This window comes from Pseudomonas brassicacearum, assembly GCF_003732175.1.
Classification (GTDB): Bacteria; Pseudomonadota; Gammaproteobacteria; order Pseudomonadales; family Pseudomonadaceae; genus Aquipseudomonas; species Aquipseudomonas brassicacearum_G.
Window position 1 is genome coordinate 32,926 of sequence record NZ_MOBI01000009.1, and the last position, 22,300, is coordinate 55,225.

A 22,300-nucleotide genomic window follows, 5' to 3' on the forward strand; every position below is an offset into this window, starting at 1 on the left:
CCCTTTGTTTTTTACATCAACGACTTATCAAGCGAACGGGTGACGCAGAACGATGGTCTCGTTGCGGTCCGGGCCCGTCGAAATAATGTCGATCGGTGCACCGACCAACTCTTCGACGCGCTTGATGTAGTTGCGAGCAGCCTGAGGCAACTCTTCCAGGGTCTTGGCGCCCAGGGTCGACTCGGTCCAGCCCGGCATTTCTTCGTACACCGGCTCAAGACCGATGTAGCTGTCGGCGTCGGTCGGTGCGTCGATCACCGCACCATCCTGGTTCTTGTAGCCCACGCAGATGTTGATGGTCTCAAGACCGTCCAGTACGTCCAGCTTGGTCAGGCACAGGCCCGAGATGCTGTTGACGTCGATGGCGCGGCGCAGGATAACGGCGTCGAACCAGCCGCAACGACGGGCACGTCCGGTGGTAGCACCGAATTCATGGCCACGCTTGGCGAGGAACGCACCGACGTCGTCGAACAGCTCGGTCGGGAACGGACCCGAACCAACACGAGTGGTGTAAGCCTTGGTGATGCCGAGGATGTAATCCAGGTACATCGGGCCAAAACCCGAACCGGTCGCGATGCCGCCAGCGGTGGTGTTGGAACTGGTGACGTACGGGTAGGTACCGTGGTCGATGTCCAGCAAGGAGCCTTGGGCGCCTTCGAACATGATGTCTTTGCCGTCACGACGCAGGTTATGCAGCTCGGCGGTGACGTCGAGCATCATCGGCTTGAGCAGCTCGGCGTATTCCATGCACTCGTCCAGGGTTTTCTGGAAGTCGATGGCCGGCTCTTTGTAGTAATTGACCAGTACGAAGTTGTGGTAGTCCAGCAACTCGCCCAGCTTGGCGGCGAAACGCTCACGGTGGAACAGATCACCGATGCGCAGGCCACGACGTGCAACCTTGTCTTCGTAGGCCGGGCCGATGCCACGACCGGTGGTGCCGATCTTCAGCTCGCCACGGGCCTTTTCACGAGCCTGGTCCAGCGCTACGTGGTAAGACAGGATCAGCGGGCAGGACGGGCTGATACGCAGGCGCTCGCGCACCGGCACGCCCTTCTCTTCCAGCTTGATGATCTCGCGCAGCAGGGCGTCAGGTGCAACCACCACGCCGTTGCCGATCAGGCACTGCACGCCATCGCGCAGTACGCCCGACGGGATCAGGTGCAAGACGGTTTTTTCGCCGTCGATCACCAGCGTGTGGCCAGCGTTGTGGCCACCCTGGTAGCGCACTACGGCGGCAGCATGTTCGGTCAGCAGATCAACGATCTTGCCTTTGCCCTCATCACCCCATTGGGTGCCCAGGACTACGACATTCTTACCCATAACACTTGTCCTCATTCGCGCAAACTTGGTGCCGGCAGCCGCCGGCAGGAAAACTCAAGAAGCCAGCGGCAATACTTGCCAAAGCCCGTTCTGCTGAATCAATTGCCGGTCGCAGTCCGCATCACGGGCGGCGGCCAATGGTTGCCCAGGCAATGCCTGAACAACCCGCTGACCCTCACTGCGCAACTGGCAAACCTGCTGCCAGAGTGCTGCATCCGTACTGTCAGGCATCCAGATACCGCCAGACGGTAGCTCGATTTCAGCACGCCCCAGGGTCACCAGGGTTTTCAAATCGGTAGAGAAGCCAGTCGCCGGACGGGCGCGACCGAAGTCGGCGCCAATGTCGTCGTAACGACCGCCCTGAGCGATGGACTGGCCAACACCCGGTACGAATACCGCGAACACCACACCGGTGTGGTAGTGATAACCGCGCAACTCGCCCAGATCGAAGTACAGCGCAAGATCCGGGAAACGCACGGACAAACGCTCGGCAATCGCCAGCAAGTCGTCCAGTGCGGCCAAAACAGGCGCCGGCGCATTGGCCAGGCGCTCACGAGCGGCAACCAGCACTTCACGACCGCCACACAGATCAACCAGCGCCCGCAGCATGCCCGCCACATCGGCAGGCAGGCCTTCGGTCAAGGTAATGACCTCATCGATGGCCTTGCGTTGCAGGGCATCGAACAATTGTTGCTCGACCTCACCGGACAAACCGGCGGCACGCGCCAGGCCACGGTAGATGCCGACATGACCAAGGTCCATGTGCACATCTGGCACATCGGCCAGTTGCAGCATGGCCAGCATCAGGCTGATGACTTCCACGTCGCTGCTCGGGCTGGCATCGCCGTACAACTCGGCGCCCAGCTGGATCGGGCTACGCGAGGTCGACAACGCTCGCGGTTGCGCATGCAGCACGCTACCGGCGTAGCACAGACGGCTCGGGCCTTCGTGACGCAAGGTGTGCGCATCGATGCGCGCCACTTGCGGCGTAATGTCGGCACGGAAACCCATCTGCCGGCCCGACTGCGGGTCGATGACCTTGAAGGTCCGCAGATCGAGGTCCTGGCCTGCGCCAGTCAGCAGGGATTCCAGGTACTCGATATGCGGGGTCACGACGAACTCGTAACCCCAGCTCTGGAACAGATCCAACACCTGACGACGCGCGACTTCAATGCGCGCCGCCTCTGGTGGCAGTACTTCTTCGATGCCATCTGGCAGCAGCCAGCGGTCTACCGTTGCCATTACGCCATTCCCCTATGATCCGGGCCGCCAGCCCTCGGGCTGGCCTTGAGTGAAGCAGAAAATGTCTGAACCATACGCATAAGTCCCGCGCATGAACAACGCGGCGATCGGCCTGGAATCGGCCTCGCCAAACACTTTCCTCGAAAAACCTGTCGAGTTGTTCAACCCGAGTCTTGCAACAAAAAACCGCAATCAAACGTGCAGACGCAAAAAAGCCGGGAATTTCCCGGCTGCCGCATCATACACACGTTTTCTCAAAGGATCACCCCGCGAGAGGCTTTAGCCGCCCGGCGGGGTCCCTCGAGATCAGTGTCGGATCAAGGCTTGGCTTTTTCCAGGTAACGGAAGAAGTCGCTGCTTGGGTCCAGAACCATGACGTCGGTTTTATTCGCGAAGCTTTCACGGTAGGCACGCAGGCTACGGTAGAAACCGTAGAACTCCTGATCCTGGCCGTAAGCCTTGGAGTAGATCGCTGCGGCCTGGGCATCACCGTCACCGCGAACCTCTTCAGATTCACGATAGGCTTCAGCCAGCAGTACGCGGCGCTGACGATCGGCGTCGGCACGGATGCCTTCGGCCAGCTCGTTACCCTTGGCACGGTGCTCGCGCGCTTCACGTTCACGCTCGGTGCTCATGCGTTCGAACACACTGCGGTTCACTTCCTTCGGCAGATCGATGGCCTTGACCCGAACATCGACAACTTCGATGCCCAGCTCTTTTTCCGCCATCTTGTTCAGCGAAGCCGTGATATCCGCCATCAGTGCGTCACGCTCACCGGAAACCACTTCGTGCAGGGTGCGCTTGCCAAACTGGTCACGCAGGCCCGATTCCAGGCGACGCGAAAGGCGCTCGTCTGCAATTTGCTTGAGGCCGGAAGTCGCGGTGTAGAAACGCTCGGCATCCTTGACGCGCCACTTGGCGTAGGCATCAACCATGACGGCTTTCTTTTCCAGCGTCAGGAAACGCTGCGTCGGTGCGTCCAGCGTCATCAGGCGTGCGTCGAATTTACGCACCTGGTTAACGTAAGGCACTTTCACATGCAGGCCCGGCTGAACATCAGTCTGAACCACGCGCCCGAACTGCAGTAACACCGCGCGCTCGGTCTGAGCCACGATGTAGAAACAGTTCCAGGCAGCGATTGCCACGACGACGCCGACAATAAGGGCGATCAGCGATTTATTGCTCATCAGCGACTCTCCCTGGTACGTGCCGGCTGCTGCAGATCAGTTGCCGAGCGCGCATGCCCTTCATTGCTGGTCGCGGCTGCGCTGGTTACCGGCGCTGCACCACTACGACCACTGTCGATCATCTTGTCCAGCGGCAAGTACAGCAGATTGTTCTGGCCATTCTTGTTGCCGGTCACGAGAACCTTGCTGGTATTGCTGAAGACTTCCTGCATCGTGTCCAGGTACAGACGCTGACGAGTGACTTCCGGTGCCTTGCGATATTCGGCGACCAGCTTGGTAAAGCGATCCGCCTCACCCTTGGCACGCGATACCGTTTCGTCGCGGTAACCGTTGGCATCTTCAATGATGCGCTGGGCCTGACCACGGGCTTCCGGCACGACACCGTTGGCGTAAGTTTCAGCCTGGTTGCGCGAACGCTGCTCATCTTCACGAGCGCGGATCACGTCATCGAAGGCTTCCTGGACTTCACGCGGTGCAGCGGCGCTCTGAACGTTGACCTGAGTGACGGTGATACCGGTGCGATAGGTATCGAGGAAGCGTTGCAGACGCTCCTTGATTTCGCTGGCCATCAACTCACGACCTTCGGTCAGCACCTGGTCCATGGCGGTGGAACCCACCACATGGCGCAAGGCACTCTCGGTCGCGTGTTGCAGGCTGATTTCCGGCTGATCGACGTTCAGCACGAAGTCCTGCAGATTGGTGATCTTGTACTGCACGGTCAGTGGCACTTCGACGATGTTCTCGTCTTCAGTGAGCATTTGACCCTGCTTGGTGTAGGCACGCTCACGCGTGACGTTTTCCATGTACTTGCGATCGATCGGCGGGAAGTAGATGTTCAGGCCCGGCCCGACGGTTTCGTAGTACTTGCCGAAGCGCAGCACCACGGCTTGCTCCTGCTCGTCGACTACATATACCGCGCTGTACAGCCAAACGACCGCCAGCACGACAAGGCCGATGCCGAGCAGGCCGTAACCGCCGCCCTTGCCCGAACCACCGCCATCATCACCGCGTTTCTTGCTACCACCGAACAACCCATTCAGGCTTTCCTGCAGCTTTCGGAAGGCCTCGTCGAGATCTGGTGGCCCCTTGCGGTCGCCATTATTGCGGCGTTTACCACCCCAAGGATCCTGATTATTCGAGTTGCCACCCGGCTCATTCCAAGCCATAGCGCTCTCCATCTGATAAAGCAAAGACGCACCCACGGCGCGCCGACCAATGCTACAGAATGCCTGCCACAGCGGCACAACCGCTTTTTCAGGCTTTTATTGCAAAGTGTGTTGCTCGATGAATTCCAACGGCTGCATTCCCTCGCGGCTCACCAGTCGATTGAGCTCGACTCGCGGCAAACGAACGGCCAGCAAACAGATGCCTTCTTCGTCGTGTTCTTCTTTCTGTACGGCGCCGAGCGCAAAGAACTGCGCACGCAGTCGAGCAAAACGCTGCGGCAAGCGCAAGGTGCCGACGAACAAATCGTTGCCGAGCAATTCCGCAATCGCCTGCTTGAGCAGGTCCAGACCCTGACCGTCGCGCGCCGACAACCATACCCGTTGCGGCTTGCCATCGGCATCACGCTGGATCTGTGGCTCTACGCCCTCGAGCAAATCGAGTTTGTTATAGACCTCAAGGATCGGCAAGTCTTGTGCACCGATCTCGCCGAGCACCGCCATGACCTGTTCGATCTGGGCCATACGCTCTGGCTCGTGAGCGTCGATCACATGCAGCAGCAGGTCAGAGTTGCTCGACTCTTCGAGCGTAGCCCGAAATGCCTCGACCAGTTTGTGCGGCAAGTGACGGATGAAGCCCACAGTGTCGGCCAGTACGATTGGACCGAGGTCGGCGAGTTCGAGCCGGCGCAAGGTCGGGTCGAGGGTGGCGAACAACTGGTCTGCCGCGAACACGTCGGAATCGGTGACCGAGTTGAACAGCGTCGACTTGCCGGCGTTGGTATAACCCACCAGAGAAACCGAAGGGATATCCGCACGCTGACGACCACGACGAGCTTGGTCACGCTGACTGCGGACCTTTTCCAGACGCCCCTTGATCTGCCGTAGGCGAACCCGCAGAAGACGCCGGTCGGTTTCCAACTGGGTTTCACCAGGGCCGCGCAGACCGATACCGCCTTTCTGCCGCTCAAGGTGAGTCCAGCCGCGAACCAGTCGCGTACTCATGTAATCAAGCTGGGCCAGTTCGACCTGGAGCTTGCCTTCATGGGTGCGGGCGCGCTGGGCGAAGATATCGAGAATCAGACCGGTACGGTCAATCACGCGACACTCGAAAACACGTTCGAGGTTACGTTCCTGACTGGGCGTGAGGACGGAATTGAAAATAACCAGATCGACCTTCTCGGCTTTGACCTGGTCGCGTAATTCCTCGACCTTGCCACTGCCAATCAGGTATTTGGCGGTTGGCCGATGACGCGGCACGTTAACAAACGCGACGGTCTCGGCGCCGGCCGAAATTGCCAACTCCTGAAACTCCTGCGGATCTTCGCGCGCCTCAGGGTCCTGACCATCCAAGTGAACGAGAATGGTTCGTTCACCACCACCGTGGCGCTCAAAGAACAAAGGAGACTCCTATCAGGCGTTACCTGGCTCAGCGTCAGCTTGTTCGGATTCGGTTGCGCTAGGCAGACGAATTGGACGAACCGGCACCACTGTAGAGATCGCGTGTTTGTAAACCATCTGGCTGACGGTGTTTTTCAGCAGGATAACGAACTGGTCGAACGACTCGATCGTGCCTTGCAGTTTGATTCCGTTGACCAGATAGATGGAAACCCCAACTTTCTCTTTACGCAATGTATTCAAGTAAGGGTCTTGTAGCGAATGCCCTTTTGACATGTGCCGCACTCCTTTAAGGATTCAATAATAAAAATAGGTAAACAGGTGGCTTAGGCCGTCACACCCCCAAGGATAGACGGCAATTGCAAGGACTCAGCTCAATATGGAGACCGTTCCCAGGTATTTCAAGGCGCGTGGCAGATTGTCGCAATCGAGGCTGTCCAACCAGTGTAAATCAGCCCAACTGCGTAGCCAGGTGAACTGGCGCTTCGCCAATTGGCGCGTGGCAATGATCCCACGCTCCTGCATCTCGGCTGACGTCAGCTTGCCATCCAGGTAATCCCAGACTTGTCGGTAACCTACAGCGCGTATAGACGGCAACCCGGCATGCAGGTCACTTCTTTTACGCAGGGCTACGACCTCGTCAATGAATCCCTGTTCCAACATTTGTGTGAATCTTTGTTTAATACGCTCATGCAGTACCTGACGATTCGCCGGAGCGATAGCCAAGTTCGCGACAGTATAGGGCAATTGTGGGCGACCCGAAGCGCCTGCTTCAGTACTTTGCGCAGATTGTCGCGCGCGGTGTTCGGTCATGCTCTGGCCGCTGACCCGATAAACTTCCAGCGCCCGACTGAGTCGCTGCGGGTCATTTGGGTGAATTCGTGCTGCCGACACCGGATCAATGACCGCCAACTGATCGTGCAGGGCTTGCCAGCCAAGGCGTGCAGCCTCTTCCTCAATTTCAGCGCGGATCTGCGGATCGGCCGCCGGCATATCGGCCAGACCTTCGAGCAAAGCCTTGTAATAGAGCATTGTGCCGCCGACCAGCAGCGGAATATTGCCGCGCGCGGTGATCTCGGCCATGGCCTGCAGGGCATCCCGGCGAAAATCAGCCGCCGAATAGGCCTCGACCGGATCAAGAATATCGATCAACCGATGAGGAAACTCGGTCAGCAGCTCCTTCAAAGGCTTGGCGGTGCCGATGTCCATGCCACGGTAAACCAGCGCCGAGTCGACGCTGATCAGCTCGCACGGCAGGACCTTGGTCAGCTCGATAGCCAGATCGGTCTTGCCCGCAGCGGTCGGGCCCATCAGGAATATCGCTGGAGGGAGTTGGCTCATCAACGACCGCGCAAGAACAGTTTGTCCAGATCATCCAGGCCCAATTGGGTCCAGGTCGGTCGGCCATGGTTGCATTGACCGCTGCGTTCGGTGTTTTCCATGTCCCGCAGCAGACCGTTCATTTCCGGCAAGGCCAGGCGCCGATTGGCGCGAATAGCGCCGTGGCAGGCCATGGTCCCGAGCAGTTCGTTCAGGTGTGCCTGAATCCGGTCGCTGGTGCCGTATTCCATCAGGTCCGCCAATACGTCGTGAACCAGACGATTGGCTTCAGCCTGCTTGAGCAAGGCCGGAATCTGCCGGATCGCCAGGGTTTCCGGGCCCAGACGCTGAAGCTCAAAACCGAGGCGCTGGAACCAGCTGACGTGCTCTTCGGCGCAATCGGCTTCACGCTGGCTGACTGCAATCGACTCCGGCACCAGCAGCGGTTGGCCGCTCAGGCCTTCGCTGGCCATCGCGACTTTCAGCCGCTCGTACATGATCCGCTCATGCGCGGCATGCATGTCCACCAGCACCAGCCCTTGGGCGTTTTCCGAAAGAATGTAGATGCCTTTGAGTTGCGCCAGCGCATACCCCAGCGGCGGAATATCGCCCTGACCGTCTGGCAGCGCCGTGGCGTTCGCTTCCGGCAATGGCGCAAAAAACTCGCGATAGGCAGCCTGCGCTTCAGCCACCGGAACGCCCGACTGCGGACGCGGCGTGTATTGATACTGATAACCGGCGCCCGCGCCCGAGCCCGCCGTCGTATTAAAGGACGGTTGTGCCTGCGGCTGCTCCAGCAATGCATTGGCCGCCAGACGCATTTCACCTTGCGGGCCGAACTCGCCGGCTTCGATGCCGGTCGGCCTGACCACGGCCGTCGCGACAGGCGCAGCCAGATGGTCTTCCGGACGCACGTCGCCCAAGGCGCGGTGCAAGGTGCCGTAGAGGAAGTCGTGGACCATGCGCCCGTCACGGAAGCGCACTTCGTGTTTGGTCGGGTGCACGTTGACGTCGACGCCCGCCGGATCGACTTCGAAAAACAGCACGAACGTCGGGTGCCGACCGTTGAACAGCACGTCGCGGTATGCCTGGCGCACCGCGTGGGCCACCAGTTTGTCGCGCACCGCACGGCCATTCACAAAGAAATACTGCAAGTCCGCCTGGCTGCGGTTAAAGGTCGGCAACCCGACCCAGCCCCACAGATGAAGGCCATTGCGCTCGATCTCGATGGGCAGCGCCTGCTCCAGGAAACCCGCGCCGCAGATCGCCGCCACACGCCGGGCGCGAGCCGCGTCGTCATGGGCTTCGTGCAGGCTGAGGATGGTCTTACCGTTATGGCGCAGATGGAACGCCACGTCGAAGCGCGCCAGCGCCAGACGCTTGATCACTTCTTGCAGGTGATCGAATTCGGTCTTTTCGGTCTTGAGGAATTTGCGCCGTGCCGGGGTGTTGAAGAACAAGTCGCGCACTTCAACCGAGGTGCCCACCGGGTGGGCCGCTGGCTGGACGCGAGGCGCCATGTCGCGGCCTTCGGTCTCGACCTGCCAGGCCTGATCGGCACCTTGAGTGCGGGACGTCAGGGTCAGGCGCGCCACGGAGCTGATCGACGCGAGGGCTTCACCGCGAAATCCGAGGCTCATCACCTGCTCGAGGTCTTCGAGATTGCGAATCTTGCTGGTGGCATGTCGCGCCAGCGCCAGCGGCAAATCATCGGAAGAGATCCCGCTGCCATCGTCGCGAACCCGCAGCAGCTTGACGCCGCCCTGTTCGACATCGACGTCGATACGTTTGGCACCGGAGTCGAGGCTGTTTTCCAGCAGCTCCTTGATCACCGAAGCCGGGCGCTCGACCACCTCACCGGCGGCAATCTGGTTCGCCAGTCGCGGGCTGAGCAGCTCGATACGCGCTGCGGTGTTCATGGCATCGTTCATTCCTTGGCCGCCAATTCGGTGCCCGGGATGTTCAAGTGCTGGCCGATTTTCAGCTCGTCGGATTGCAGGCCGTTGGCGCTGCGCAGGGTCGCCGGCGAGACCTGATAACGCACCGCGATCATCGCCAGGGTTTCCCCCGGCCGCACCGTGTGGTCACGCGGACCTTGGGCAATCTTGCCGGAATCACGCAGCCAGGCGATGTAGGTGCCCGGTGGCGGGTTTTGCTGGAAGAACTGGCGCACACCCGCGCTGATCGAACGGGCCAGCGCTTGCTGGTGGCCGGACGCCGCCAGTTTCGAGGCTTCGTTGGCGTTGGAGATAAACCCGGTTTCCACCAGGATCGATGGAATGTCCGGCGACTTCAGCACCATGAATCCGGCCTGCTCGACGCGCTGCTTGTGCAACGAGGTGACCCGGCCAATGTTGCTCAATACCTTCTGGCCGACGTTCAGACTGGAAGTCAGCGACGCGGTCATCGACAGATCAAGCAGTACGCCGGCAAGCATCTTGTCCTTGTCGTCGAGGCTGACGTTGCCGGCGCCGCCGATCAGGTCGGAGCGGTTTTCGCTGTCGGCCAGCCAACGAGCGGTCTCGGACGTTGCGCCGCGCTCGGACAAGGCGAATACCGAAGCGCCGAACGCTGCAGCGGAGGGTGCCGCGTCGGCGTGGATCGAGACGAACAGGTCGGCGCCCTTCTTGCGGGCGATCTCGGTACGACCACGCAATGGAATGAAGTAGTCGCCGGTACGGGTCAGCTCGGCCCGGAAGCCTTTCATGCCGTTGACCTGACGCTGCAGCTCGCGAGCGATGGCCAGCACCACGTCTTTTTCGTGCTGCCCACGGGAACCGGAAGCCCCCGGGTCCTCGCCGCCGTGTCCGGCATCGATGACCACGATGATGTCGCGCTTGCCGGCCGGAGCAGGCGGCAGCTTGATTGCCGGCTCAACCGGAGCGACCGGCACCGCAGGCACGGTGGCAACGGTTGGGGCCGGAGTCGGCACAGGTGGCGGTGCGGCATCGGCGGCGTTGTCGAACAGGTCGACTACCAATCGGTTGCCGTACTGCGCATTCGGCGCCAGTACGAAGCTCTTCGGGGTGACGGCTTTTTTCAGGTCGATAACTACCCGCAGATCGGTCGGCGTGCGCTGAGCCGAACGCATGGCGGTAATCGGGGTGTTGGCGGTGGAGACATTCAGCGGTGCGCCAAGGACGGCGCCATTGATGTCGATCACCAGACGATCCGGGGACGTCAGGGTAAAGACGCTGTGCTGGACCGGACCGGACAGGTCAAACACCAGTCGGGTGTTATCCGGCGCCCGCCACAGACGAACACTGTTGACCTTTGTCGCGGCCACAGCGTCGACGGCCAGTGCCGTAAGCAACATTCCTACGACAGCAACCAACGCGCGAAAGCGCATACCTAACCCCATCATTTATTTGAATTCCAATGCCAAAGCGGCACACCAAGACTCGCCACGCAAACCCTGGGGCGACAGATTCAGCGAACGCCCACTGTCATGCGGGCTAATGGTAATGGTCAGGTCGGGCTTTGGCAAAAAGCCTGCACCCTTCTGGGGCCACTCGATCAGACACAGTGCATCGTCTTCGAGGTAGTCACGAATGCCAAGAAACTCCAGCTCCTCCGGATCGACCAGTCGATACAGGTCAAAATGGAAGGCGCGAATGTCGCCGATCTCGTAGGGTTCGACCAAGGTAAAGGTCGGACTTTTTACTGCCCCAACATGCCCCAAACCGCGAATAATACCCCGCGACAGAGTGGTTTTACCCGCCCCAAGGTCACCGCCCAGAAAGATGATGCCGTGCCCTTTGGTCACTTGAGCGATACGGTTGCCCAACGCGACCATGGCGTCTTCATTGGCCAGATACAGGGTTACTTCAGACACGGTGTTTGCTCCTCCAGCAACTGACGAATGGCGGGAATCAGATCACTGGCCGCCAGCCCACGGCCCGTTTTACCTTCACGCTCGCCGGCGTTGGCGTGCAGCCAGACCGCCAGGCAAGCTGCATCGAATGCATTCATGCCCTGGGCCAGCAAGGCGCCGACCAGTCCGGCCAGCACATCCCCCAGACCCGCGGAGGCCATGGCCGGGTGGCCTTGATGGCACAGCGCCAAACGACCATCGGGACTGGCAATCAGGCTGCCGGCCCCTTTGAGAATGACGGTGGCTGTGTATTTTTTGCTCAATGCATGGGCTGCGGCGGGGCGATCGGCTTGAACCTCGGCCGTGGAAATCCCCAATAGCCGTGCCGCTTCCCCCGGATGCGGAGTGATCACGCAATCCTTCGGCAGGCGCACATCACCCCGGCTCAGCAAATTCAGCGCATCGGCGTCCCAGACCTGCAGTAACGGGGCATTGGACGCTGCCGACAACAAACTGCGACCCCACGCGTCCTTGCCGAGACCCGGTCCGACCACCAGCACACTGGCTTGGCCGAGCGGGCCCATCAGTTGGTTGGCCGAGTGAACGCCCAAGACCATGACTTCGGGCACCCGCGCCAATGCGGCCGGAACATGCTCGCTGCGGGTCGCCAGAGACACCATGCCCGCGCCACTACGCAGGGCACTTTGGGCGCTCAAGAGAATGGCGCCGCCGAAACCGCGATCGCCACCGATCAGCAGGACGTGACCGAATCGGCCTTTGTGAGCGCTCGGTACCCGAGCTGCCAGGCGCGGCAGGTTGTCTGGATTCAGGCGATAAGCACTGACGGCGCTTTGAGCGACGATCTGCGGGTCGGCTTGCAGATCGTTGAACTGCAACTCCCCCACCTGATCCGCCGCATCGCCGGTGAACAGCCCAAGTTTGAGGCCGATGTATGTCACGGTGAGCTCGGCCCGAACCGCAACCCCGAGGACTCGCCCGGTATCGGCGCACAGACCGGAGGGGATATCCACCGCCGCAATGGGCAGGCCACAGGCATTGATCACCTCGATCGCGGCAACATAGGGTTCGCGCACCTCACCGCTCAGGCCAGTGCCCAGCAGCGCATCCAGCACCACCCCACGCAGTTCGATGGCAGGTGACCAGGCCTCGACGACAACCCCGGCGGCCAGCGCTTTGGCATACGCCAGCGCGGCATCGCCCTGCAAGCGCGACGGCTCAACCAGCGCCAGCACTCGCACCTGCCAACCGGCTCGCAACGCCAGCACCGCCACCAGATAACCGTCCCCGGCGTTATTGCCGTGGCCCGCCAACACACTGAGTTCAGTGGCCGTCGGCCAGTGCCGGACCAACGCTCGCCACGTGGCGCGGGCAGCCCGATGCATCAATTCGAAGCCCGTTGTCCCGGCCGCTATCAGCCGCGCGTCGAGCGCCCGGACCTGTGCGGCGCTGTACAGCGCGTCGGGTAAATGGTGTTTTGTCTGCGGCATGCGTCTTCAGGCTCCGATGTCTGGCAGAATTATACGCACCTCAGCTCCGGTTTCCCCTGTCTCATGCCTGCAATTACCACAGATCTTCCTGCTCTCGCCCAATCGATCAAAGACTGGGGCCGCGAGTTGGGTTTTCAACAAGTCGGCATCAGTGGTCTGAACCTGGCTGAGCATGAACAACACCTGGAGCGCTGGCTTGAAGCCGGCTACCACGGCGAAATGGACTACATGGGCGCTCACGGCAGCAAACGCTCACACCCGGAAGAGCTGGTGCCGGGTACGCTGCGGGTGGTTTCGCTGCGCATGGACTACCTGCCGGGCGACACTGAAATGGCCAAGCGCCTGGGCCAGCCGGAAAAAGCCTACGTCTCGCGTTACGCCTTGGGCCGCGACTACCACAAGCTGATCCGCAAACGCGTGCAGCAACTGGCTGAGAAGATTCAGCAGGTCATCGGCCCCTTCGGCTACAGGGCTTTCGTCGACAGCGCCCCGGTGCTGGAAAAAGCCATCGCCGAACAGGCGGGTCTCGGCTGGATTGGCAAAAATACTCTGGTACTGAACCGCAAGGCCGGCAGTTACTTTTTTTTGAGCGAGCTGTTCGTCGACCTGCCGCTGCCGGTCGACCCGCCTCACAGCACCGAACACTGCGGGCGCTGCACGGCGTGCCTGGATATCTGCCCGACCAAGGCCTTTGTCGGCCCCTATGTACTGGACGCCCGCCGCTGCATTTCGTACCTGACCATCGAGCTGAAAACGGCGATCCCCGAAGATTTGCGGCCGCTGATCGGCAACCGGGTGTTCGGTTGCGATGATTGCCAGATCGTTTGCCCGTGGAACCGCTTCGCCCGCCCGTCGGGCGAAAGCGACTTCAAACCGCGACACAACCTCGACAACGCCGAGCTGGCGGAACTGTTCATGTGGGATGAAGACAAATTCCTCAGCAGCACCGAAGGCTCGCCGCTGCGCCGCGCCGGTTATGAGCGCTGGCTGCGTAACCTGGCTGTGGGGCTTGGCAATGCGCCTTCAACAATTCCGGTGCTGGAAGCCCTGAAAGCGCGGGCCGATTACCCATCGGAGTTGGTACGTGAGCATGTGCAATGGGCCCTGAAACAACACGGACTCTCGTAGGAGCTGCCGCAGGCTGCTCCTACGTGGGTTTGTGGTGTCAGGCTTCGTCGTTGTAGACGAACTTGGGCATTTCCCAGTGGAAACGAATCGCCAGCAAGCGCAGCAGGAAGCCGCCAAACAAGGTGATCAGGATCGCCTGTTCGCCAGGTAATTGCAGGTAAAGGCAGAGCATGTAGCACCACGCGGCAGCGAACGAGACGCTGGCGTAGAGCTCGCGCCGGAAGATCAGCGGGATGTCGTTGCAGAAGATGTCGCGCAGGATGCCGCCGAACACTCCAGTGATCACTCCGCTGACCGACGCCACCAGCATGCCGTGGCCCGTTTCCAGCGCAGTCATGCAGCCGATCAGGGTAAACGCTACCAACCCCACGGCATCGAGCACCAGGAACAGCGAACGCAGATGGCGCATCCAGCGTGCGGTAAAGACCGTGAGCATTGCCGCAGCCGAGGTCAACACCAGGTATTCCGGGTGTTTGACCCAGGTCAGCGGGTAGTGTCCGAGCAGCACGTCACGCACCGAACCACCGCCCAGCGCCGTCACGCAGGCGATCAGCACCACGCCAAACCAGTCCATGCCACGCCGACCGGCAGACAATGCGCCAGTCATGGCTTCAGCGGTAATGGCAATCAGGTAGAGCATCAGCAACATGGTGGCGGTCCTTACGAGAAGGCGCGCAGTCTACTCAGATCGCCGGGGCACCAAAAGAGGGCGCAGTAGCATTTCACCTACAACCTGTGGCGAGGGGGCTTGCCCCCGTTGGGTTGCGGAGCGACCCCAAAATCTGCGACCACGCTTCTTCAGTAACATCGCACCAACCGGGTTTGCGCCTGCTTCGCAGTCGAACGGGGGCAAGCCCCCTCGCCACACTAGCCCTCAATACTTGGGTATCAGAACTTGATGAAATGCGTGCGGTAGTGCTGCAGCTCGGCGATCGACTCGCGGATGTCGTCCAGTGCCAGGTGCGTGCTGCCCTTCTTGAAGCTGTCGCGAACGTCCGGAGCCCAGCGTGCGGCCAGTTCCTTCAAGGTCGAGACGTCGAGGTTGCGGTAGTGGAAGTAGCTTTCCAGCGCCTTCATGTGCGTATAAAGGAAGCGCCGATCCTGGCAAATGCTGTTGCCGCAGATCGGCGACGTGCCCTTCGGCACCCATTTTTCCAGGAAGGCGATGGTCTGGGTTTCCGCTTCAGCCATACTGATGCGGCTGTCGCGTACCCGCTGGGTCAGGCCAGAGCCACCGTGTTGACGGGTGTTCCACTCGTCCATGCCCGCCAGGATCTCGTCGCTGTGGTGAATGGCGATTACCGGGCCTTCGGCCAGGGTGTTGAGATTGCTGTCGGTGACAATGGTGGCCATCTCGATGATGACGTCGGTGTCAGGGTTCAGACCGGTCATTTCCAGATCGATCCAAATCAGATTCTGCGGGTTTTGCATGTGTCGGCTCCTCGGCGTAGGCATGCAGTTTAGCCTAGAGGACTCTCTGGGCGTGCTAAACTCGCGGCCGTTTTACCTAATCGCTGCATTATCCACACGGAACACCCATGGCCAAACGCCAACTCAATCGTCGTCAAAACTGGCGCATCGAAAAGATTCAAGGTGAGCGCGCTGCCCGCGCCGCCAAACGCGAATCCTCCGCCGTCGAAGCGCTCGAGGGCGGCGACCTTGGCCCCGAGCAGACGGGCCTGGTAATCGCTCACTTCGGCGTTCAGGTCGAGGTCGAAGCCCGCGACGGCGAACTGGCCGGCCAGGTGTTCCGCTGCCACTTGCGGGCCAACCTGCCTGCGCTGGTGACCGGCGACCAGGTGGTCTGGCGCGCCGGCAACCAGGGCATCGGCGTGATCGTCGCGCAATTGCCGCGTAAAACCGAACTGTGCCGTCCCGACAGTCGTGGCCAGCTCAAGCCGGTAGCGGCTAACGTCGACATGATCGTGATCGTCTTCGCCCCGCTGCCCGAGCCTCATGCCAACCTGATCGACCGCTACTTGGTCGCCGCCGAACACGCCGGTATTCGCCCGCTGCTGCTGCTCAACAAGTTCGACCTGATCGACGAGCAGAATGCCCCGGCGCTGAATGCCTTGCTGGCGGTCTACCGCACACTGGGTTACCCGGTGCTGGAAGTCTCGGCGCACCATGGCAATGGCATGGAGCAGTTGCAGGAACAACTGGACGGGCGCATCAGTGTGTTCGTCGGTCAGTCCGGCGTCGGCAAGTCTTCGCTGGTCAACAGCCTGCTGCCGGAAGTCGAAACCCGTGTCGGCCCGCTGTCCGAACTGTCCGGCCAGGGCACCCACACCACCACCACCGCGCGGTTGTTCCACTTCCCCGGCGGCGGTGAGCTGATCGACTCCCCGGGTATTCGGGAATTCGGCCTGGGCCACGTCAGCCGTGCCGACGTCGAAGCCGGTTTCATCGAGTTCAACGACTTGATCGGCACCTGCCGCTTCCGCGACTGCAAGCACGACCGCGAACCCGGTTGCGCCCTGCTCAAGGCACTGGAAGAAGGCCGCGTGCAACAGCAACGCATGAACAGCTACCGCTCGATCATCGCCAGCTTGCCCGAAACCAGCTATTAACCAGAGCGCTCAGCAGCCCCGACACTGAAGGCTGCTGACCGCCCACTGGCGCACCGACAGACAATAAAAAGCCGCGATCATCGCGGCTTTTTATTGGATCACTGCTTGGGAGGCTCGGCCGGTTTGGCCGGGTCGCCGGCTTTCGGTGCCGGAGCGTCGAACAGGTTCAAGCGTTCCCGAAGCTCATGCGCCGGCAGGGGTTCCTTGTCCGCCGGCAAGACGTTCGGATCGGCAGGCACGGCAGGCACTTCACCCGGAGCACCCTGCCCCGGTGTCGGTGTTGGTGCCGGTTCCGCACCTTGATCACCCTCGATGGCGCGCTGGGCCTTCTTGGTCAGCACGACAATGTCGATACGGCGGTTGACCGGATTGAGCGGATTTTTGCGATCGAACAACACCGACGAGGCGTAACCGACCACCCGCGCCACTTGCTGATCCGGATAGCTACCCGCAACCAGCGCACGACGAGCGGCGCTGGCACGGTTGGCCGACAGCTCCCAGTTGCCGAAATCGCCGGTGCCCGCATAAGGCTTGGCGTCGGTGTGGCCACCGATGCTGATCTTGTTCGGCACCGCTTTGATGGTGTCAGCCATGGCCAGCAGAATGTCTTCGAAGTACGGTTTCAAGCGGGCACTGCCAGAGTCGAACATCGGCCGATTTTCGGAATCGATGATCTGGATGCGTAAACCATCCGGCGTGATGTCGAAAAGAATCTGGTCCTTGAACTTCTTCAACTGCGGGTTCTCTTCAACCTTGTTCTGCAACTCTTGCAGCAACAGTTCAAGGCGCTCCTTCTCGACTTCCTCGGCCATTTTCTCGACCTGATCGGTATCGACAGTGACCTTGTCCGGCTGCGGCTGAGACTTGACCTCGGGATTGAGGGTCTTGTCCGGCGCCAGCACCGGGGTGCCACCGAGATCGATGATGTACGGCGTACCGCTTTCAGAGAAGCCGATCGGGTCCTTGAAGTAACCGGCGATGGCGATCTTCTGTTCCGGTGTGGCGGTGGATAACAGCCACAACACCAGGAAGAACGCCATCATCGCCGTCGCGAAGTCAGCGAAGGCGATTTTCCACGCGCCCCCGTGATGCCCGCCAGCAATGCGCTTGACGCGCTTGATGATTATCGGCTGATTATTTTCCATGTTAAGTGCTCTGTCTCACAAATACTGTTCCTTTCTGGCGGTGCCTGTTGTCGCCATACGGCGTTGCCGCTCCTCGCCATAGCGGGCTATGACTCGTCGCGGCGCCTTGTCTGGCAACAACAGGCACTCGCCAAAAAAGGAACGTATTTGCAAGACAAAGCACTATCGACCGCGAACCGCTTGTTCCAGCTCAGCAAAGCTCGGACGGTGTGCCGGGTACAGAACCTTGCGCCCGAACTCCACCGCCAGCGATGGCGGCATGCCGGAGGCTGAAGCCACCAGCGAAGCCTTGATGGCTTCGTAGATGTTCAGCTCTTCCTTGGCATCGTGAGCCAGGGAGTGCGCCAGCGGGCCGAAGAACCCGTAGGCCGCGAGAATACCGAAGAAGGTACCGACCAGTGCGGCACCTACGTGCAGACCGATGGACTTCTGATCGCCCTCACCCAGCGAGGCCATGGTCACCACGATACCCAGTACCGCCGCAACGATACCGAAGCCGGGCATGGCATCCGCGATACCGTTGACCGCGTGGGATGGGTGCTCGAGGTCTTCCTTGAGGCTGAACAGTTCCATGTCGAACAGGCCCTCAAGCTCATGCGGCGCCATGTTGCCGGACGACATGATGCGCAAGTAATCGCAGATGAACGCGGTCATGCGGTCGTCTTTGAGGACCGCCGGGTACTTGGCAAAAATCGGGCTGGCAGCGGCGTCTTCAATATCGCCTTCAATGGCCATCATGCCTTCGCGACGGCTCTTGTTGAGTATCTCGTAGATCAGGCCCAGCACCTCCAGATAGAAGGTGTGATTGAAACGCGAACTGAACATGCCCAAGGATTTCTTGAGCACGTGCATCGTCATGTGACCGGGGTTGGCCTGAAGGAATGCACCCAGCGCCGCACCGCCGATAATCATCACCTCGAAAGGCTGGATCAGGGCGGCAATCTTGCCGTGGGAAAGCACGTATCCGCCGAGCACGCTCGCGAATACGACGATGATGCCGATAATTTTAGCCATAGGTAGAAGGTACTTACTTAAGTCGGGTTCAAGGTCATATTCGGAAGTTAAAAAATCTCTTCTTCTACTTATCGGCAAAACTGCGCCAGACTATAGCCAGTTAAGGCGAAAAGCTAATTTGGCCCGCTCCGGGCGTGTTTAATGCAGACGATGATCGCGTCCAACCATGGCTAATGAAACGACCGTTCCAACTGCTAGACCGACCACACTCGAAGGCTGGGTCAAGCTGCTCGATGGCGTAACCTTGCCCGTGCCGCGAGCCAGCCATGATCGCGTTTGCAAGGCTATCGCCGACAATCGCAGCTCGTTGCGCGATATTGCCGAACTGATGCAGGGCAGCCCGGCCCTGGCCCTCAGCGTCATCCGCGAAGCCAATCGCCACACCCACGGCAGCATGAGCGAGCCCAGCGAGAACCTGGAAGTGGCGATCAACCGCCTCGGTCTCAAGCGCACCGAAGAACTGCTCGCGCGCCTGCCCGCCCTGCCCGAGAACGAAATCCCGCCGGCCCTGCGCCAGCTGCAACTGATCAGCCAGCATGCGACCCAACAGGCCAATGGTTTTTTTGCCAGTCGCCTGGCGCGGCTCTGGCAGGACATCCACTGGGGTAGCCTGCTGTTCCTCTCGCCGTTCTGGCCTCTGGCCCTGACCTTCCCACAACTGCTGGAAGACTGGGAGCTGCGGGTCCTGCACAAGCGCGAGCCAGCCAGCAAGGTCGAAAAAGAATTGTTCGGCGTACGCCTGCTCAAACTCGGCCAGGCACTGGTGGAAGTCTGGCGCCTGCCAATCTGGGTAGGACAAGGCTATCGATTGCTGCTGGATGAACAACACGAACTGGCGAAAGTCGTGCATATCGCCCGCGACGCCGAGCACCCGTTGCGCCAGCAAAACCGCCTCGACGACGACCCGACGCTGCGCCGCTGGCTCAATCAACCGGCCAACACGGTATTGCTGGCTAATGGTCTGGCGTTATCGGCACAGCAAGCCTGGAGCAGCCCTCACTGTCTGCGCTGGCAGTTTCTGACCAGCCTCTACCTGCAAATGCCGATGGACGAGGTCCAGCAGCAACTGCACCAGCAAGCCGCACTCAGCGCCCGCAACCACGCCATGCCGGACCTTTGGCATCCCGCCGGGGCATTGCTCTGGCCGTGGGACGAGCGGCGCCTTCATCGCGGCCAGCTTCCGGCGCCCGCCCCCACCGCTGAAGACCTGACAAAGTGGCGCAAACAATGCGCAGAACTGCTGGCGGAGCCGAGCCGCTTTACCAATGCCATGCACCTGTCCACCTCCGCCCGGGACGCGCTGGTTGCCTGCGGCATGCGTCGGGTGATGATTCTGATGGCTGATCGCACGCACAGCCAATTGCGCGTGCACCAGATTCACGGCCTGCCTAAAGAAGCCGCTACGCTGAACGTTGTGGTCAGCCAAAGCACCGTGCTGCAACGTTTGCTCTCGCAACAGGCTCAGGTGCGACTGACGCCAGCCAACAACGCACAATTTTCAGCCTTGCTGCCTGCCAGCCTGCGAGCACTGTTCGGCGGCGAGCACCTGCTGTTGCGTTCACTGGTCAACAATGGCCGGGTGATCATGCTGGTCGTGGCGGATCAGGGCGGCGGTCCCTTTTCGGAAATCACCGTGCAAGCCTTCGGCAAAACGGCACAGTGCATCGAAAAGGCCCTGCACAGCTTTAGCAACCGCGGACAATAACGCTGCGCTACAATCCTCCCCTTTGTGCTCTGGAGACCTCACATGTCTGACTTCTCTGGCTTGTCGCTGGTCATCGAACCGAGCGACCTGCTCGCCCGTCTCGATGCTCGCGAACTGATTCTGGTCGACCTGACCAGCAGCGCCCGCTACGCCGAAGGCCACATCCCCGGCGCGCGCTTCGTCGACCCCAAACGTACTCAACTGGGTCATCCGCCGGCGCCGGGCCTGCTGCCGCCGCTCGCTGCACTTGAAGCCCTGTTCGGCGAACTGGGGCATAACCCGGACGCGGTCTACGTGGTCTATGACGACGAAGGCGGTGGCTGGGCCGGACGTTTCATCTGGCTGCTGGATGTCATTGGCCACAGCAACTACCACTACGTGGACGGCGGCCTGCTGGCCTGGCTGGCAGAAGGCTTGCCCATGTCAATCCAGATCCCGGCCCCGGTCGGTGGCCCGGTTGCACTGACCTTGCACGACGAGCCCACCGCCACCCGCGAATACCTGCAAAGCCGTCTCGGCGCCGCCGATCTGGCGATCTGGGACGCACGCGGGCCGCTGGAATATTCCGGTGAGAAAGTCCTCGCCGCCAAGGGCGGACACATCCCCGGCGCAGTCAATTTCGAATGGACCGCCGGCATGGACAAGGCGCGCAACCTGCGCATCCGTAGCGACATGCCGCAGATCCTCGAACAGCTCGGGATCAGCAAAGACAAAGAAGTGATTACCCACTGCCAGACCCACCATCGCTCTGGCTTCACCTATCTGGTGGCCAAGGCGCTCGGTTATCCGCGGGTCAAAGGCTACGCCGGCTCCTGGGGCGAATGGGGCAACCACCCCGATACGCCTGTTGAGATTCAAGGTTCTTAAGGACAGTTAATGAAAAAGCGTTTGTTTATCCTCAGCCAGTACCTGCTGCCTCATCACCTGCTCTCGCGTCTGGCCGGCTGCATTGCCGAATGCCGCGTGCGCTGGTTCAAGAACGCCTTCACCGCCTGGTTCGCCAAGCGTTATCAGGTGGACATGTCGCAAGCGCTGGTCGAGGACCTGACCGCTTACGAACACTTCAACGCGTTCTTCACCCGCGCACTGAAAGATGGCGCCCGCCCGCTGGACCAGACCCCGGGCGCGATCCTCAGCCCGGCTGACGGTGCCGTCAGCCAGCTCGGCCCGATCGAGCACGGTCGCGTGTTCCAGGCCAAGGGCCACAGTTTCAGCGTGCTGGAATTGCTCGGTGGTGATGCGGCGAACGCTGCGCCGTTCATGGGCGGCAATTTCGCCACTATTTACCTGTCGCCCAAAGACTACCATCGCGTACACATGCCGCTGGCCGGCACCCTGCGCGAAATGGTCTACATCCCGGGCCGGATCTTCTCGGTCAACCAGACCACCGCGGAAAACGTTCCAGAGTTGTTCGCCCGTAACGAGCGCGTCGCGTGCATCTTCGACACCGAACGCGGGCCAATGGCTGTGGTATTGGTCGGTGCGATGATCGTCGCTTCGATCGAAACCGTCTGGGCCGGGCTGGTAACGCCGCCCAAGCGCGAACTGAAAACCTTCCGCTACGACGAAGCCGCCCGCGCGCCGATTCACCTGGAAAAAGGTGCCGAGCTGGGTCGCTTCAAACTGGGTTCGACGGCGGTCGTACTGTTTGGCCCGGATCAAGTGAAGTGGGCTGAAGAGCTGGCGGCTGGTTCGCCAATGATGATGGGCCAAGGCATGGGCTTGCCAAACGCCTGATCCTTGCGCATATGATCGTTCCCACGCTCCCGCGTGGGAACGCCGCCCG

The 22,300-nt window shown here is 60.8% G+C and carries 20 protein-coding genes; 5 read left to right on the plus strand and 15 right to left on the minus strand.

Going from position 1 to position 22,300, the window contains the following annotated elements; all coding sequences use genetic code 11:
- Nucleotides 1–27: 27 nt before the first annotated feature.
- The 11 genes from BK658_RS08195 to BK658_RS08245 all read right to left on the minus strand — a co-directional run bounded on the left by BK658_RS08195 (nt 28) and on the right by BK658_RS08245 (nt 12,952).
- Nucleotides 28–1,320 (minus strand): adenylosuccinate synthase, encoded by a 1,293-nt coding sequence (locus BK658_RS08195; protein ID WP_054595356.1) that lies wholly within the window; start codon nt 1,318–1,320, stop codon nt 28–30.
- A 54-nt stretch (nt 1,321–1,374) separates the two neighbouring features.
- Nucleotides 1,375–2,562, minus strand: coding sequence for an ATP phosphoribosyltransferase regulatory subunit (locus tag BK658_RS08200; protein WP_123581881.1), 1,188 nt, complete (start codon nt 2,560–2,562; stop codon nt 1,375–1,377).
- A 317-nt stretch (nt 2,563–2,879) separates the two neighbouring features.
- Nucleotides 2,880–3,749, minus strand: coding sequence for a protease modulator HflC (gene hflC / locus BK658_RS08205; RefSeq protein ID WP_019691508.1), 870 nt, complete (start codon nt 3,747–3,749; stop codon nt 2,880–2,882).
- The gene (gene hflK, locus BK658_RS08210; protein WP_054595354.1) at nt 3,749–4,915 is read right to left on the minus strand and encodes an FtsH protease activity modulator HflK; all 1,167 of its coding nucleotides are present in this window, start codon (nt 4,913–4,915) and stop codon (nt 3,749–3,751) included. The genes hflC and hflK overlap by 1 nt, the downstream gene beginning before the upstream one ends.
- A 96-nt stretch (nt 4,916–5,011) precedes the next feature.
- A complete protein-coding gene (gene hflX / locus BK658_RS08215; protein WP_103316307.1) occupies nt 5,012–6,313 on the minus strand; it encodes a ribosome rescue GTPase HflX in 1,302 nt (433 codons plus the stop codon).
- Nucleotides 6,314–6,325: 12 nt separating this feature from the next.
- Nucleotides 6,326–6,586 (minus strand): RNA chaperone Hfq, encoded by a 261-nt coding sequence (gene hfq, locus BK658_RS08220; protein ID WP_019691505.1) that lies wholly within the window; start codon nt 6,584–6,586, stop codon nt 6,326–6,328.
- 93 nt (nt 6,587–6,679) lie between these two features.
- Entirely contained in the window at nt 6,680–7,651 is a 972-nt protein-coding gene (gene miaA, locus BK658_RS08225) for a tRNA (adenosine(37)-N6)-dimethylallyltransferase MiaA (protein WP_123581882.1), read from the minus strand.
- Nucleotides 7,651–9,549, minus strand: a complete 1,899-nt coding sequence (gene mutL / locus BK658_RS08230; protein ID WP_185019804.1) for a DNA mismatch repair endonuclease MutL — start codon at nt 9,547–9,549, stop codon at nt 7,651–7,653. Before mutL ends, miaA begins: the two co-directional genes overlap by 1 nt.
- Before the next feature lie 8 nt (nt 9,550–9,557).
- Nucleotides 9,558–10,994 (minus strand): N-acetylmuramoyl-L-alanine amidase, encoded by a 1,437-nt coding sequence (locus BK658_RS08235; RefSeq protein WP_123581884.1) that lies wholly within the window; start codon nt 10,992–10,994, stop codon nt 9,558–9,560.
- Nucleotides 10,995–11,465, minus strand: coding sequence for a tRNA (adenosine(37)-N6)-threonylcarbamoyltransferase complex ATPase subunit type 1 TsaE (tsaE, locus tag BK658_RS08240; RefSeq protein ID WP_123581885.1), 471 nt, complete (start codon nt 11,463–11,465; stop codon nt 10,995–10,997).
- On the minus strand, nt 11,453–12,952 hold the full coding sequence (locus BK658_RS08245) for an NAD(P)H-hydrate dehydratase (protein WP_123581886.1): 1,500 nt from the start codon (nt 12,950–12,952) through the stop codon (nt 11,453–11,455). Before BK658_RS08245 ends, tsaE begins: the two co-directional genes overlap by 13 nt.
- Nucleotides 12,953–13,015: 63 nt before the next feature.
- Here BK658_RS08245 and queG point away from each other — a divergent pair, with 63 nt between their 5' ends.
- Entirely contained in the window at nt 13,016–14,080 is a 1,065-nt protein-coding gene (gene queG / locus BK658_RS08250; RefSeq protein ID WP_123581887.1) for a tRNA epoxyqueuosine(34) reductase QueG, read from the plus strand.
- A 37-nt stretch (nt 14,081–14,117) separates the two neighbouring features.
- On the opposite strand, the gene BK658_RS08255 is transcribed toward queG, so the two are convergent.
- Nucleotides 14,118–14,729: a trimeric intracellular cation channel family protein gene (locus tag BK658_RS08255; protein WP_123581888.1), complete on the minus strand. Its 612-nt coding sequence runs from the start codon at nt 14,727–14,729 to the stop codon at nt 14,118–14,120.
- Between the two features lie 239 nt (nt 14,730–14,968).
- Nucleotides 14,969–15,511 (minus strand): oligoribonuclease, encoded by a 543-nt coding sequence (gene orn, locus BK658_RS08260; protein WP_123581889.1) that lies wholly within the window; start codon nt 15,509–15,511, stop codon nt 14,969–14,971.
- A 107-nt stretch (nt 15,512–15,618) separates the two neighbouring features.
- Between orn and rsgA the strand changes: the two genes are divergently transcribed.
- Nucleotides 15,619–16,650, plus strand: coding sequence for a small ribosomal subunit biogenesis GTPase RsgA (rsgA, locus tag BK658_RS08265; protein ID WP_054595344.1), 1,032 nt, complete (start codon nt 15,619–15,621; stop codon nt 16,648–16,650).
- A 98-nt stretch (nt 16,651–16,748) separates the two neighbouring features.
- On the opposite strand, the gene motB is transcribed toward rsgA, so the two are convergent.
- Together motB and motA are read right to left on the minus strand one after the other, a co-directional pair.
- Nucleotides 16,749–17,795: a flagellar motor protein MotB gene (motB, locus tag BK658_RS08270; RefSeq protein ID WP_123581890.1), complete on the minus strand. Its 1,047-nt coding sequence runs from the start codon at nt 17,793–17,795 to the stop codon at nt 16,749–16,751.
- A 162-nt stretch (nt 17,796–17,957) separates the two neighbouring features.
- On the minus strand, nt 17,958–18,809 hold the full coding sequence (gene motA / locus BK658_RS08280) for a flagellar motor stator protein MotA (protein ID WP_054595342.1): 852 nt from the start codon (nt 18,807–18,809) through the stop codon (nt 17,958–17,960).
- Between the two features lie 166 nt (nt 18,810–18,975).
- Here motA and BK658_RS08285 point away from each other — a divergent pair, with 166 nt between their 5' ends.
- The 3 genes from BK658_RS08285 to asd are packed head-to-tail and all read left to right on the plus strand — an operon-like array spanning nt 18,976 to nt 22,251.
- The gene (locus BK658_RS08285; RefSeq protein ID WP_123581891.1) at nt 18,976–20,514 is read left to right on the plus strand and encodes an HDOD domain-containing protein; all 1,539 of its coding nucleotides are present in this window, start codon (nt 18,976–18,978) and stop codon (nt 20,512–20,514) included.
- Between the two features lie 42 nt (nt 20,515–20,556).
- The gene (gene rhdA, locus BK658_RS08290; RefSeq protein ID WP_123581892.1) at nt 20,557–21,381 is read left to right on the plus strand and encodes a thiosulfate sulfurtransferase; all 825 of its coding nucleotides are present in this window, start codon (nt 20,557–20,559) and stop codon (nt 21,379–21,381) included.
- Between the two features lie 9 nt (nt 21,382–21,390).
- Nucleotides 21,391–22,251: an archaetidylserine decarboxylase gene (asd, locus tag BK658_RS08295; RefSeq protein ID WP_123581893.1), complete on the plus strand. Its 861-nt coding sequence runs from the start codon at nt 21,391–21,393 to the stop codon at nt 22,249–22,251.
- The last annotated feature ends 49 nt before the right edge of the window (nt 22,252–22,300 follow it).

What these genes read in the sequence shown, in the direction of transcription:
- motA (WP_054595342.1), bottom strand. Translation starts at nt 18,809, where the DNA reads ATGGCTAAAATTATCGGCATCATCGTCGTATTCGCGAGCGTGCTCGGC.
- rhdA (WP_123581892.1), top strand. Translation starts at nt 20,557, where the DNA reads ATGTCTGACTTCTCTGGCTTGTCGCTGGTCATCGAACCGAGCGACCTG.
- queG (WP_123581887.1), top strand. Translation starts at nt 13,016, where the DNA reads ATGCCTGCAATTACCACAGATCTTCCTGCTCTCGCCCAATCGATCAAA.
- mutL (WP_185019804.1), bottom strand. Translation starts at nt 9,549, where the DNA reads ATGAACACCGCAGCGCGTATCGAGCTGCTCAGCCCGCGACTGGCGAAC.
- miaA (WP_123581882.1), bottom strand. Translation starts at nt 7,651, where the DNA reads ATGAGCCAACTCCCTCCAGCGATATTCCTGATGGGCCCGACCGCTGCG.
- BK658_RS08255 (WP_123581888.1), bottom strand. Translation starts at nt 14,729, where the DNA reads ATGTTGCTGATGCTCTACCTGATTGCCATTACCGCTGAAGCCATGACT.
- BK658_RS08195 (WP_054595356.1), bottom strand. Translation starts at nt 1,320, where the DNA reads ATGGGTAAGAATGTCGTAGTCCTGGGCACCCAATGGGGTGATGAGGGC.
- rsgA (WP_054595344.1), top strand. Translation starts at nt 15,619, where the DNA reads ATGGCCAAACGCCAACTCAATCGTCGTCAAAACTGGCGCATCGAAAAG.
- asd (WP_123581893.1), top strand. Translation starts at nt 21,391, where the DNA reads ATGAAAAAGCGTTTGTTTATCCTCAGCCAGTACCTGCTGCCTCATCAC.
- orn (WP_123581889.1), bottom strand. Translation starts at nt 15,511, where the DNA reads ATGCAAAACCCGCAGAATCTGATTTGGATCGATCTGGAAATGACCGGT.
- hflC (WP_019691508.1), bottom strand. Translation starts at nt 3,749, where the DNA reads ATGAGCAATAAATCGCTGATCGCCCTTATTGTCGGCGTCGTCGTGGCA.
- hfq (WP_019691505.1), bottom strand. Translation starts at nt 6,586, where the DNA reads ATGTCAAAAGGGCATTCGCTACAAGACCCTTACTTGAATACATTGCGT.
- BK658_RS08200 (WP_123581881.1), bottom strand. Translation starts at nt 2,562, where the DNA reads ATGGCAACGGTAGACCGCTGGCTGCTGCCAGATGGCATCGAAGAAGTA.
- BK658_RS08245 (WP_123581886.1), bottom strand. Translation starts at nt 12,952, where the DNA reads ATGCCGCAGACAAAACACCATTTACCCGACGCGCTGTACAGCGCCGCA.
- hflK (WP_054595354.1), bottom strand. Translation starts at nt 4,915, where the DNA reads ATGGCTTGGAATGAGCCGGGTGGCAACTCGAATAATCAGGATCCTTGG.
- motB (WP_123581890.1), bottom strand. Translation starts at nt 17,795, where the DNA reads ATGGAAAATAATCAGCCGATAATCATCAAGCGCGTCAAGCGCATTGCT.
- BK658_RS08235 (WP_123581884.1), bottom strand. Translation starts at nt 10,994, where the DNA reads ATGATGGGGTTAGGTATGCGCTTTCGCGCGTTGGTTGCTGTCGTAGGA.
- BK658_RS08285 (WP_123581891.1), top strand. Translation starts at nt 18,976, where the DNA reads ATGGCTAATGAAACGACCGTTCCAACTGCTAGACCGACCACACTCGAA.